Source organism: Novosphingobium rhizosphaerae, from assembly GCF_050920675.1.
Lineage (GTDB): Bacteria > Pseudomonadota > Alphaproteobacteria > Sphingomonadales > Sphingomonadaceae > Novosphingobium > Novosphingobium rhizosphaerae.
The window spans coordinates 659120-671968 of record NZ_CP137862.1 but is presented as its reverse complement, the minus strand read 5'-3'; the positions used below and the strand labels follow the sequence as shown (position 1 = coordinate 671968).

At 66.6% G+C, this 12849-nt stretch carries 6 protein-coding genes and 2 pseudogenes; 7 read left to right on the top strand and 1 reads right to left on the bottom strand.

Annotated features, from left to right (window positions below; all coding sequences use genetic code 11):
- Positions 1-553 precede the first annotated feature (553 nt).
- The 7 genes and pseudogenes from R9J51_RS22695 to R9J51_RS22665 all read left to right on the top strand — a co-directional run bounded on the left by R9J51_RS22695 (position 554) and on the right by R9J51_RS22665 (position 11082).
- Entirely contained in the window at positions 554-871 is a 318-nt protein-coding gene (locus tag R9J51_RS22695) for a hypothetical protein (protein WP_432788054.1), read from the top strand.
- Positions 871-2112: pseudogene (locus tag R9J51_RS22690) on the top strand (acyl-CoA dehydrogenase family protein). The gene R9J51_RS22695 and the pseudogene R9J51_RS22690 overlap by 1 nt, the downstream one beginning before the upstream one ends.
- Positions 2102-3181: pseudogene (locus R9J51_RS22685) on the top strand (phosphotransferase). The pseudogenes R9J51_RS22690 and R9J51_RS22685 overlap by 11 nt, the downstream one beginning before the upstream one ends.
- Positions 3178-3960, top strand: a complete 783-nt coding sequence (locus tag R9J51_RS22680; protein WP_179562854.1) for an enoyl-CoA hydratase/isomerase family protein — start codon at positions 3178-3180, stop codon at positions 3958-3960. The pseudogene R9J51_RS22685 and the gene R9J51_RS22680 overlap by 4 nt, the downstream one beginning before the upstream one ends.
- A gap of 1368 nt (positions 3961-5328) precedes the next feature.
- Positions 5329-8262, top strand: coding sequence for a hypothetical protein (locus tag R9J51_RS22675; RefSeq protein ID WP_432788053.1), 2934 nt, complete (start codon positions 5329-5331; stop codon positions 8260-8262).
- A gap of 49 nt (positions 8263-8311) precedes the next feature.
- On the top strand, positions 8312-10030 hold the full coding sequence (locus R9J51_RS22670; protein ID WP_432788052.1) for a hypothetical protein: 1719 nt from the start codon (positions 8312-8314) through the stop codon (positions 10028-10030).
- Positions 9979-11082: a hypothetical protein gene (locus tag R9J51_RS22665; RefSeq protein WP_432788051.1), complete on the top strand. Its 1104-nt coding sequence runs from the start codon at positions 9979-9981 to the stop codon at positions 11080-11082. The genes R9J51_RS22670 and R9J51_RS22665 overlap by 52 nt, the downstream gene beginning before the upstream one ends.
- Positions 11083-11183: 101 nt before the next feature.
- Here the strand turns inward: R9J51_RS22665 and R9J51_RS22660 are convergent, their stop codons facing one another.
- Positions 11184-12758: an ABC-F family ATP-binding cassette domain-containing protein gene (locus tag R9J51_RS22660; protein WP_179562860.1), complete on the bottom strand. Its 1575-nt coding sequence runs from the start codon at positions 12756-12758 to the stop codon at positions 11184-11186.
- Positions 12759-12849 lie beyond the last annotated feature (91 nt).

The following is a 12849-nucleotide window of genomic DNA, read 5'->3' as shown; positions in this document are numbered from 1 at the left end:
CAATGCGTTTGCGGCACATCGTGGGGACCGGGGGGCTCGGGCCGGGGGCGCGGCCTGACGGCCGAACTGCTTGCCGCGCGCGGGGGGGGGCCATGGTCACGCCTGTTCGATCTTCAATGCCGGAACTGGGCACGGCCCCAAGGCGGCGGAAATCGGCGGCCTGTTGTCAAGGCGGTCAAAAACGTCCCACCGACGAAGACGCCGGGCCGAATGCCCATTGCCGAGGCCGAAGGCCTGAACGGCAAGGCGCGGATCCTGGTCAATTGCGCCGGGCTTCGGCCCCGCCGGCCATAAGTGCTCAACCGCGAAGGGGCAGCCGCTGACCGCTGGCCGATTTTCGCCCGGATCATCAAACATCAACCTTGAACGGCACGTTCAAACGTGCTGTCGAAAATTCGCCGCTGCGCATTTTCGATGCCGAAGCCCGCTCGGATTGCCGATGGTGCGCGCGGGGGTGGGTGATCGTCAACACCGCCAGGCCGTTGCCAGCGTTCGAACGGGAGCAGATCGGCCACGGGCCTATGCCGCCAGCCAAAGGGCGGGGTGGTGGCACATGGCCCTGCCGATCGCCCGCGAACTCTCGCCCGCTTCGGCATTACGCGTCAACACCATCGCGCCGGGCCATGTTCTGGACGCCGCCTGCTCGCCAGCCGGCCGCAGGAAGCGCAGGATTTCGCTCGAGCGAACCAAGTGCCCGTTCCCCAGCCGCCTGGGCCAGCCGGCCGGAATAAATGCCAAGCTGGTGGAGCGGATCGAGACCAACCCGATGCTCAACGGCGAAGTGATCCGCCTGGACGGCGCGATCCGGCATGGCGCCGCGCTGACACTCCAGGGGGGGACCGCGGGCCGAACCGAAAAAGGGAGAGGGTGATGAGCGGGATTCGGGATGGCAGCGGCGCAAGACCTGGCGCGGGAAAAGGTTGGAAGCCCTTCGTGCGCGCCGTGGTGGTGCCTTATGACAAAGAACGGTCGGCGACGACCATCATGGCGGCGCGCGACCGACGAACCTGGTGCGCGAACTGCGCGAAGAAGGGCCGCGGCGCGCGGCGGAGCCGATGCTGACACCCGCCTATCCTTCCGGCTAGGGGGCCAACCTTACTCCAGGGCGGGAAAACCGCGGTGGTGCTTGCCGCTACCGGGCCTTTCCCAGCTGGGCCCCGCTGGCCTGCAACACGCCGCAGCGGCCCGATGAAGGCAACATGTACCTGCTGGGCAAAGTGGGCGATGCCCATTTGCGCGAGCGCTTCCTCAAACCGATGGTGGAAGGCCGCGCGCGGTCGGCCTTTTTTCATGACCGAGCCGGCCGAACTGCAAGGCGCGGGATCCGACCCTTCGATGATGATCACCACGTGCCGCAAGGACGGCAACCACCTGGGTGGTCAATGGCACCAAGTGCTTCATCACCGGGGCCGATGGCGCGCAAGTGGGCATCGTGATGGCCCGGTCGGATGAGGGCGGACAGCCAGGGCGGGGCGTGCATGTTCCTGGTGGACCTGCCCGATCCTGCCATCCGCATCGACCACGTGCCCAACACGATCGACACCTCGATGCCGGGCGGCCATGCCACGGTGACGATCGAAAACCTGCGCGTGCCGGCCGACCAGATGCTGGGCCAGGCGGGCGAAGGCTTCAAGTATGCGCAGATACGCCTTTCGCCCGCGCGCCTTTCGCACTGCATGCGCTGGCTTGGCGCCTGCCAGCGCGCCAACGAGATTGCCAGCGACTATGCCAATCGCCGCATGGCCTTTGGCAAGCCGTTGATCGACCACGAGGGCGTGGGCTTCATGCTCGCCGAAAACCTGATTGACCTGAAGCAGGCGGAACTGATGATCGACTGGTGCGCGGGCGTGCTCGACACCGGCAGCCTGGGCACGGCGGAAAGCAGCATGGCCAAAGTGGGCCGTGTCCGAAGCGCTGATGCGCGTGGCCGATCGTTGCGTGCAGGTGATGGGCGGCACCGGCGTGACCGACAAGACCATCGTGGAGCAGGTGTTCCGCGAAATCCGTGCGTTCCGCATCTATGATGGCCCCACCGAAGTGCACAAGTGGAGCCTGGCCAAGAAGATCAAGCGCGACTGGAAGCAGGCCCAGGAAACCGTCGATGCCCACTGACAAGCTCGACGCGGCGCAGATCGCGCAGGCCAATGCCGGCGTAGGCGCGGTGCGCACCGCGCTGGACGAAGGCGCGCTGGCTTCGTGGCTTTCCGCCCATGTCGATGGCTTTGCCGGGCCGCTGACCATTGGGCAGTTCAACGGCGGGCAATCCAACCCCACCTATCGCCTGGAAACGCCGGGCGCGCGCTATGTCTTGCGGCGCAAGCCACCCGGCGCCGTGCTCAAAGGCGCGCACGACGTGCTGCGCGAAGCGCGCGTGCAGCAGGCCCTGGCGACAAGCGACGTGCCGGTGGCGCGCATCCTGGGGCGTGTGCGACGACGATGCCGTGATCGGCAGCGCGTTTTACGTGATGGACATGGTGGTACGGGCGCGTGTTCTGGGACACGAGCTTTGCCGAGGTGCCCAAGGCCGATCGGCCCGCCTATTTCGATGAGATGAACCGCGTGATCGCCGCGCTGCACGGCGTGGACCACGTGGCGGTGGGCCTGGCCGACTATGGCAGGCCGGGCAATTACTTCGCGCGGCAGATCGGGCGCTGGACGCGGCAATACCTGGAAGACGAGCTTGCCGGCCGCGACGCCGATATGGACGCGCTGGTCGCCTGGCTGCCCACGGCCATTCCAGACGATGACACGACCACCCTGGTCCACGGCGATTTCCGCTGCGACAACATGATCTTCCACCCCAGCGAGCCGCGCGTTCTGGCGGTGCTGGACTGGGAATTGTCCACGCTGGGGCACCCGCTGGCGGACTTTGCCTATCACGCCATGCTCTATCGCATGCCGCCCGATATCGTGGCGGGACTGGGCGGGGCGGACCCTGTGCCATTGGGCCGCCGAACGAGGCGGACTATATGGCCCGCTATTGCGCGCGCACGGGCGGGATGGCATTGCCAATTGGGATTTCTATGTCGCGTTCCAGTTCTTTCGGCTGGCCGCGATCTTTCACGGGATCAAGGGCCGCGTGCTGCGCGGCACGGCGGCCAACGCCCAGGCGGCGGAGCGGGCGAAAGCCTTCCCCCGCCTGGCCCGGCTGGGCCGCGAAGCGATGGAGGCCTGCGCATGAACGATGATCTGGTGGTGCTGGAACGGCACGATGCCGTGGCGATCCTGACGCTCAACCGCCCGACGGCGGGCAACACGCTGGACATGCCCACCGCGCTGCGGCTGGAACAGCAAGTGGATGCGGCGATTGCCGATACCGCGGTGCGCTGCGTGGTGCTGACCGGCGCGGGCAAGCTGTTTTGCGGCGGGGGTGACGTGAGCGCGTTCGGCACGGCGAGCGAGGGGCCGTCGGCGTTTCTCTTCGCGCTGGCAGGTGCGGTGCATCGCAGCGTGCTCAAGCTCGCGCAGATGGGCAAGCCGCTGGTCACGCTGGTCAACGGCCCGGCAGCGGGCGCGGGGCTGAGCCTGGCGATCCTGGGCGACGTGGTGCTGGCCGCGCCCGGGGCGCACTTCACCGCCGCCTATGGCATGGTTGGCCTGACCCCCGATGGCGGCATGAGTTGGACACTGCCACGCGTGGTGGGCTTGCGCCGCGCGCAGGAGATCATCCTGACCAACCGCCGCATCGGTGCAGAGGAAGCCGCGGCGATCGGCCTGGTCACCCGCACCGTGGCGGCCGAGGATCTGCACGCCGAGGGCCTGGCCGTGGCGCAACGCCTGGCGCAGGGGCCGCTTGCTGCCATCGCCGGCGCCCGCGCACTGCTTGCCGAGAGCCTGCAAAACGACCTGGCCACCCAGCTTGACCTGGAAGTGGTGCGCATTGCCCAGGCCGGCGCCGGGGCCGAGGCCGCGGAGGGCATCGCCGCCTTTGCGCAGCGCCGCGCGCCGCGTTTTGCGTGAAAGCCCGACCCGAACTACGTCTACGACGTAGTTTCGGAGAGGCTGCCGGTGCCGAACCCAAACTTCGCCTTCCGGCGAATTTTGAATCAGCCTCCAAGTCGACAGTTGCCTTGATCACGAAACCACCAATTTGAAATTAAAAATATTGCTATTGCTCAAGTGCTGCTCCGTGTTAGCTTTCGTAATCCTGCAATAAATACCAAGATTCGTGTCTTGCAGGGCCGGAAGCGGGGGCAGCCGGTATGGTGGATTCACAGAAATCGGTTGGTTCAGATGCGGCATCTGCGGCGCCAAGGCGAGTTTTGCCTTATTGGCTGCGCGTCTGTGCAGTCCTGGTGGCGTTAACCAGCCTTGGCGTTGGTTTGGTTGCTTTTGTTCATAGTTTGATCGTCGTCAACAGCACGCACAAGAGCAATTTCCACCTCGTGGAAATCGCCGCACAAGGGCTGCAATCCTGGCCGCTGGATATCGAGCGCATGGCGCGGGCCAATGTGAATGCTGCCCCGAAACAAGACGAGCAACAGAAAAACGCAAAGACCGCAGCGGTGACGTCTTCGGCGGCGAACCAGACCCTGGTGATGTTCCACCCCGATCTGGGGCGATATATCCTGCATATCTACGGCGTCGACGAGAACAACACCTGCGACGACGTGATCAATGCGAAGCTGGGCGATCGTTCCATTGCCATCGGCTATGAACAGGGCCAACATCCAGGGCAGGGCATTCGCCTGCAAGTTGCCGGTGCGATCCGCAACGATCCCGACGCCGGACCACGCAAGATCATTGCCTGCTTCATGGCGCGCGTGCCGCTGGACCGGCTGATCAACACCAGCGTGGAAGACACGCCGATTTCGCACTTTCTGCTGGTGGACGGCAGCGGCCATATCGTGGCGCAACTGGGCGATCCGCCCCTGCCGATCGATACCATGGGTGGGCTGGTTGATACCGGCGCGATGGGACGCAACCTGGCGCGAGAGATCGGCAGCGGCTTGGGCGCCAAAAGCGGCGAGGGCACGCCCGAAGGCGCGCACGACATTGCCATCGGCGCCGTGCGCGACGTGGTGGCAATGAGCGTGGGTGGCGAGGATTACCTGGCCTATATCAAACCGTTCCTGGTACCCAACGCGGTGAGCCAGCCGTGCGGTGGCGCAACCGGTGGCGCTGGCGCCAATCCGGCGGGGACCACGGCGTGTTACGTCGTGGCGCTGATGCCGCAATCGGCCATGACCAAACGCTGGCTCGAAACCATGCCGGTGGAGCGGATGGGCGCGCTGCTGGTGCTGCTGTTCCTGGCGGTGCTTCTGCCGTTCCTGCGTTTTCAACTGATGGGCGCGGGGCAATCGTCCCCGCCGGGTCGAAGTGATTGCCATGCTGGCCGGGGTACCTGCCGCGCTGGTGCTGGCGCTGTTCATGGTGTTGCTGGCGCACGATACCGATGCCGGCCGGCAATCGACCGCACGCGCCGCGGCGACAACCGCGCAGAACCTGGCGCGCGCGATCGGCACGCAAGTGCATGCGCAGGCGCGTCAGTTGGCTACGCTGCTGGCCGGTGAGACGCCCGACATTTCGTGTGCAGGCTTTGCCGAAGCGAACGTGCTGTATGAAGACGGCATGTTGCCGCCCCGGGTGAAACCGGGCGACAACGTGGCTGTCCCGGCCGATGGCCGCCTTTGCTCGCTTAACCCGCGGCGGCCGGTGGCCGTGGATCTGAGTGGGCGGGACTATTTCCAGCGCCTGCGCGACCAGCCCGAGACGGCCAACACCACCACGGCCAATTCGCGAAGCATCGCATGGCTGGCCAGCGGCGTGCGTTCGCAAACCATGGGGCTGGATACCGCCGTGCTGGCGGCCCGCCTGCAGGGAGAGCCCGGCCAGGCCGACCGCTATGCGGCAGGTGCATTCCAGCTCGATGCGCTGATGCAGCCTGCCCGCCTGGCGAACCTGCGCCCCGATCAGCGCTTCATGGTGGTGGAAACGCGCAACTGGGCGGGCGACGATCTGCGCCTGCCGGTGATCTTTCATGCCCAGCGCGGCCACGCCGGATTGGAAAACCTAGCGGAGCAGGCGGAGGCGGATCGCGCCATCCCCGGAAAGATCGTGGCCTTGGCACGCCCCGATGCGCTGGGCGGGAAGCCCGAGGTGCTGCATTTCAACGCGCGCTATGGCGGGCGTCAGGCCAGCTTTGCAGCCATGCCGGTGCCGGGCACCAGTTGGGTGGTGCTGGTCTGGAGCAACCTGGCCGAAACCGATGCGGTTGCCGCGCGCACGGCTAGCCTGGCGTTGTGGAGCGCGCTGGCGCTGCTGGTACTGATGGTGCTGGTGGCTGGCGGATTGCTGTTGGGCCTGCGGGTGAAGCCGGGCTTGCCCGGACTATGCCCACCGGCGCGCTGGGCCGATCTTTGGCCGCACCAGGCCGGGGCGGAGGTCTATGCCTGGCTGGCGCGGCGCGTGGGGCCCCTGGCCATCGGCATCCTGATCGTGGCCCTGGTCCTTGCCCTGACGCTGCACACGATGGCGCCGGCCCTGGCCTTTTGCGCGCTGGCGGTGCCGACGGCGGTGGTGAGCATGGGCGTGTGGGTCTGTGCCCAGCCTGATAGCGACGAAGCCCTGACACCGAAGGCAGAGCGGCCGTTTCACCACCTGGTGGTGGGATTGATCGCCTTGATGGCGCTGGTGCCCGGCACATTGGTATGGCTGGATGCGCGCGCCTTTTCCGTGGCGCATCATCACAACGATCAGGCCATCGCCGCGCGGCTGGCCGATGTCGATCGCGATCGCCGCGCCCATCTGGTGGCCACGGCGCAATGTCAGGGCATTCCCGTCGATGGGCTCACGCTGGCCGGGCAGGAAGCGGAGCGCAACGCCTGCATCGGGCGCCTGGTGCGCAGCCAGCAGCGGGAAGACGGGGAGCCGGCGTCCACGCAGTGGCCGGCATCGGCCCTTGCTTCTGCCATCTGGTCCATGCGCCAGGGCCATTGGTTCGGCGATGGTGTGGCGGCGCCAACTGACTTGGGGCAAGGCCGCAACGGCGGCAGTTACGACATCGAATGGTTGCCGCCGCTCGATTGGCTGGCTCTCTTGGTGTTCGGCGTGGTTCCACTGGTCGCGCTGTGGCTTTGGTTGCCCCGCCTTGTGCTGCGCGCGCTGTGCGGGTTCGGGGTGCCGCTGGGCGTGGCTGCGCCGGAAGTGGCAGGCGTGCGCACCGCGCCCCGATTGCTGGTGGTGGGTGGCGATCATGCCAGCCGGGAAGCGCTGATGGGCGAGCTGGACGCGCAAGATGCGGCCGGCAGCGTCACCATCGACCTGTCCGATGTGCTGCTCTACCCCGATCCGGCCAAGCTGGGCGATCAGGATGTGCGCACTCTGGCAGCCGGGCTGATGCCCAAGGCGGGTATCCTGCAGGTCTATGGCCTGTCGCTGCTGCTGCGCGATGCCGCGCGGCGCCGTGCGGCGCTGGTCTTTCTGGAGCAGGCCGACCGCGCCGTGCGCAATGGCAAGCTGCGGCAACTGGTGGTCTATTCCGACCTCACCCCGCTGGAACGCATCCTCGATGTGGTGGACGCGGAAAACGCCGGGCAGGTGGAGCGAACGGCGGGCCTTGAAGAGCTGCGTTGGGCGCGGTTTTTCCAGACGTTCGTGACCCATACGCCGAAAGACGGCGGGCCCTTGATCGACCGTGCCATGGTGGATGAGGACGAGGCGTTGTTGGCGCCTGCCAAGGCGCTGTTGCACGAATTGCGGCATCTGCCCCGCCATATCGTGGCCACGCTCTTGCCCGGGGTCGATAGCCTGTCGGAAGGCGCGCGGCCCGCTGCGCTGTGCGCCTGGGCCAGTGGCATCAACCTGCCCACCGTGCCCGCCGCGATCGATTTCCTGCGCGTGCACCTGATCGAATATTACGAGCAGTTGTGGTTCGCTTCCACGCAGGCGGAATGCGTGGTGCTCGATGCCATCGCCCGTGGGCACCATGTCAACATCCATGCCTCGCTCGTGCTGCGTTCCCTGGTGCGGCGGCGGTTGGTCACGCTCGAGCCGGGACCACGCCTGTTCAACGAGAGCTTTGCCATGTTCGTGCGCCAGGCCGAGCGGCCCAAGACCATTCGCCGCTGGCGGGCGCGCATGCCCCAGGGGGATTGGAACCTGGCGCGGTGGCCGCTGCTGGTGGGGGTGCCGCTGGGCCTGCTGCTGGTGGCCTATGGCGCGGCGCAACAGGGGGACAATCTCAACGCCACGATTTCGGCGCTGCTGGCCGGCATTCCGATGCTGATCGGGGCGTTTTCGCGGCGGCAGGCGGCGGGGTGAGCCAGCTGGGTGAACCGGCAGGATGAGTAGACTGGACAAGGGGGCCGAGATGGACGAGGCGAAGGCGACGGACAATGCCATCGACGCGCGGCGCGCGTTGTTGCGCCAGTGGGTGGGCGGCAAGGGGCCGGAAATCGATGCCGCGGTGCCGCCCGGCACGATGGGCGTGGCGTTTTCCGGCGGGGGCATTCGTAGTGCCACCTTGAGCCTGGGGTTGGCCCAGGCGCTGGCGCGCGCAGGGCGTCTGCTCGATTTCGATTACTGTTCCACCGTTTCCGGCGGCGGCTATTTCGGCAGTTTCCTGGGCAGCCTGTTCCTGCCCGACAGCGCGCGGGGTGGCAATGCCGGCCTTGGCGCAACCGATAGCGTGATATTGGATGAAGCGGATCTGGCACAGGCCGTGCTATCGTCGCGTTCGGACGCCACGCTGCTGCGGTGGGATGGGCGGACCTTGCGCCACCCGGTACGCTGGCTGCGCGAGCATAGCCGCTATCTGGCGCCAAACGGCGCGTCGGACTATCTGCCCGCAGCCGCCTATATGGCGCGCAACTGGCTGGCGATGCTCTATGTCTTCCTGCTGCCGGTGGTGTTTCTGGCCACGGTGATGACCGGGCTGACGGCCTGGACGGTGGCGAATGCCGATCCGAACGGAACCTTGCGCGCGCCGCTTTCCGCCGCGCCGATGGCGGCGAATGCGGCGGGCTGCCTGCAACCGGTTCGCGCTGGTGCCTGTGCCCAGCCGTTCCACCTGCTGCCCAGCCTGCTGTGGTGGCCGGTGCTGGCGCTGGCCTTTGTCACCCTGGCGGTGTGGTTGGGCTATTGGTACACGGAAGTGCTATCCTCTGCCGGGCGCGGTCAGGACCAACGCAGCCGGGACAAACAAAGCCCTGCCTGGGCGCGGCTCACGGCCGGCATCGTGCTGTGGCTGGCTGCCATTGGCGTGGGCTGGGCCGCCTGGCGTCAGTTTCCGTCTGGCGAGGGGGCCAGCCTGATGGTGCTGGCGGGTGTGCTTCTGGCGGTGATCGGTGCGTTGGCCGCACTTCTGGCTGCTTACCTGTCCCAGCATGCCAAAGTGGCGCCCGATGATGCCTATACCGCCGACGTACGCAGCCGGTTGACGCGCTGGGGCGGCAATCTGCTGGGGCTGTCGCTGGGCCTGGCGGCACTGGCCACGATCAACACCTTGGGATTGAGTGCCTATGACTGGATCGCGCGCCAGAACCAGGCCGGGATTGGCCTGCGCCAGGCGCTGGGCCTGGCGCTCGCGCCGCTGGGAGCCTGGCTGATCAACAAGTTACCCGGTTGGGTGAGTGGCGATGGCAAGCTGGCGGCGATGCTGGGGCGCCATGTCTGGACCCTGGCGCTGGCGGCCGGGGTGCTGCTCTATGGCCTGGTTTCGGTGGGGGCGGATGTGACGGTGCAGGCCCTGTTGTTCGATGGCCAGCGCTGGGTGTCCGGCTTGCCAGGGCAATGGAACGGGCAAATTGTGGTGATCGCGCTTGTCGTGGTGCTGGGCCTGATGATGGCCACGGGCTGGGCCACCGGATTTATCAACCTTTCGTCGCTCCATGGCATATATGCCGCGCGGCTGACGCGGGCGTATGTCGGGGCAACCAACATCAACCGGCTGCAAGGCGGTCTCCCCCGTCCGAAGCCAGGCCGGGCAAGGGAGGTGACGCGGCCAAGCCGATCACCGAGACCGATCCGGGCGACCAGGTGCCGATCGCCGTCTATCAGCAACAGCGCACCCTGGCGCCGCTGCACCTGATCAACGTGACGCTCAATGAAACGGTCAGCAGCGCCCATTCGCAGTTGCTGGAACGCGATCGCAAGGGCGTGCCGATGGTCTTTGCGCCCGAGGGGCTGTTCGTCAACGCCACGACACCGGGCACGCCGACGGGCGCGTTCTTTGCTTGGAGCGCGTTGGAAGCGGCTGGCGTGGAAGGGCTTTCGCTGGGGCAGTTGTGTGCGATTTCCGGGGCGGCGGCGTCTACCGGGATGGGATCGCGCACCACGCTGGGTGGGTCGCTGGCGCTGTGCTTTGCCAATATCCGCCTGGGCTATTGGTGGCATGTGGACATGCTGCTGCGCGAAAGCGAGGGCGAGCCGCGCAAGCGGAAAGCCTGGCATTTCACATCGCGGCTGTTCCGCACGTTCTTCTATCTCGGTTCGGAAATGCGCGGCTATTTCACCCGCCGCTACAGCCGCGTCTATCTGTCCGACGGTGGCCATTTCGAGAACAGCGGCGCTTACGAACTGCTGCGGCGGCGGGTCCGCACGATCGTGGTGGCCGACAATGGTGCCGATCCCGGCTTTGTGTTCGAAGACCTGGAAAATCTGGCGCGAAAGGCGCGGATCGACCTGGGGTTTGGCTTGGAAGTGGCCAAGCCCACCAAAGTGCAGCACCTGGTGGGCAGCACGGCCGCCTCCCTGTTCCTCAATGGCGAGGAGGAGGACTGGCGCCTGCGGGCGGCGCGGCGCAGCGCGCCAGGGACGGCGGCGAGCCCGATCGACCGCGCGTTCTGCCTGCTACTCGAAGTTCATGGCCGCACAGTGCCCGAGGATGACAATTCCTATGGCGTGATCGGGCATATCGTGTGGATCAAGCCGCGCCTGTGCGAAGGGGTTTCGGCCGATGTCACCGGCTATGCCACGGCGCACTCCGCCTTTCCGCACGAAACCACCGGGGACCAGTTCTTCGACGAGGCGCAGTGGGAAAGCTATCGCCGGCTGGGCTTTTTCATGATGGAGGAACTCCTTTCCACCCCCGACTGGCAAGAAAACCTGCTGCGCCAGATCAACGATCCGGCACGGTGGTAGGCCGTATCACAGGCCAAGTGGCGGTGAACCGGGCGTGAGCCACCAGCGATCGACCGGCGCGCGCAAAAGGGTCCGGTCAACGGCGGCCCTGCCTGTGCAGGTCAGAGTTGGATCTGCCGTGCAATGCCGATCGCGTCCAGGAATGCGCCATCGTGGCTGACCACCAGCAGCGCGCCGTCGTAGTCGCGCAGCGCCTGCTCGATAATCTCGATGGATGCGATGTCGAGGTGATTGGTCGGTTCGTCGAGCATCAGCAATTGCGGCGTGGTGCGCGCCGAGAGCACACAGGCCAGGCCGACGCGCAGGCATTCCCCGCCGCTCAACTGCCCGACCAGCTGGTCGCCCTCGGTGTTGCGGAAGGCAAACCTGGCGAGCGCGGCACGGGCGCTGTTATCGTCCAGTCCGGGGTTGAGCCGGCGCATGTTTTCGATCAGGCTGGTCGCGCGATCAAGCATGCTTACCGTCTGGTCCAGGAGGGCGTGCGCCACGGGGCGTTCGATCCGGCCGCGGGTTGGCATGGCCAAGCCTGCTGCAAGCCGCAGCACCGAGGACTTGCCGGTGCCGTTGCGGCCGGTCAACGCCACGCGTGCGGGGCCGTGCAGGTCGAATGACAGACCATCGATAATCGTGCGCCCGCCAGCCTCCCATGTCACGCCGTCAAACGCGAGGACAAGCCGGTTCGCGTGCAGGCCGCACGGTGGCAACACGATCTTGAGCGGCGTTGCCACCTCGACATGGGACCGTGCCGCTTCGAGTGCGGACGCCTGCGCTTCGATGCGCTGCTGGGCAAGGGTATGGCCGCGGCCACCGCTGTTCTGCGCGCGCTCGCGTTGCCGGCCAAGCAGGATTTTCGGCGCGCTGCCGCTGGCGGCATAGGCCTGACCACTGCGATCGCGCCGTGCCTGTCTCTCTTGCGCGGCCTGTGCTTCGCGCCGGGCGGTGCGAGCTTGCCGTTGCGCCTCGGTCAGGTTCGCCTCGGCGCGCGCTTTTGCTGCGTCACGTGCTTCGACCCAGGATGACCAGGCACCGCCGTGGACCGCTACCCCGGTCGGCGAAAGCGAGACGATCCGGTCCACCCCTTCGAGTAGTTGGCGATCATGGCTGACGAGCAGCGCGCCGCCGCGCCAGTTGGCCAGAAGATCGGCAATGGCCGCCCTGCCATCCGCGTCGAGGTTGTTGGTGGGTTCGTCGAGCAACAAGAGGTCGGGACACGCGATCAGCAAGCGGGCAATCGCCAGCCGGGTCCGCTCGCCACCGCTGAAGCTGGCCAGCGGGCGCCCAAGGTCAGGTGCTGGCATGCCCATGCTGGCCAGGGCATCGGCCAGCCGATGGGGCAGGGTCCAGTCCGCTTCGGCAAAATCGTCTTCCGTGCCAACGCCGGCTTCTATGCGGTCCAGTCGGGCGAGGTCGGCGGCAACACCCAGGGCAGACGCTGCCGATTCGGTGCCGGGCGCCACGGCCTGGCCGAGCATGCCGATCGTGCCGTTCACGGTGATCGTGCCGGCCTGGGGCGGGATCGTGCCGAGGATCGCGTGCAGCAGCGTGGATTTGCCCGCGCCATTGCGGCCAACTACGCCGACACATTCCCGGCCGAGATTGAGCGACAGGCCGGAAAAAAGCGGCTGACCGACAGGCGTGGCCAGGGCCACGGATTCGAGCGTGAGGAAAGATGACATGATGGTACCGGAATCAGGAAAGCGACGGGCGAAATCAGCGCGTCTTCCGGTCCATTTCACGCTCCTGCGGTTGACATGATCAGTCTTAGAA

Coding starts and splice junctions, on each gene's coding strand:
- R9J51_RS22695 (WP_432788054.1), top strand. CDS start 554: ATGGCCCTGCCGATCGCCCGCGAACTCTCGCCCGCTTCGGCATTACGC.
- R9J51_RS22680 (WP_179562854.1), top strand. CDS start 3,178: ATGAACGATGATCTGGTGGTGCTGGAACGGCACGATGCCGTGGCGATC.
- R9J51_RS22675 (WP_432788053.1), top strand. CDS start 5,329: ATGCTGGCCGGGGTACCTGCCGCGCTGGTGCTGGCGCTGTTCATGGTG.
- R9J51_RS22670 (WP_432788052.1), top strand. CDS start 8,312: ATGGACGAGGCGAAGGCGACGGACAATGCCATCGACGCGCGGCGCGCG.
- R9J51_RS22660 (WP_179562860.1), bottom strand. CDS start 12,758: ATGTCATCTTTCCTCACGCTCGAATCCGTGGCCCTGGCCACGCCTGTC.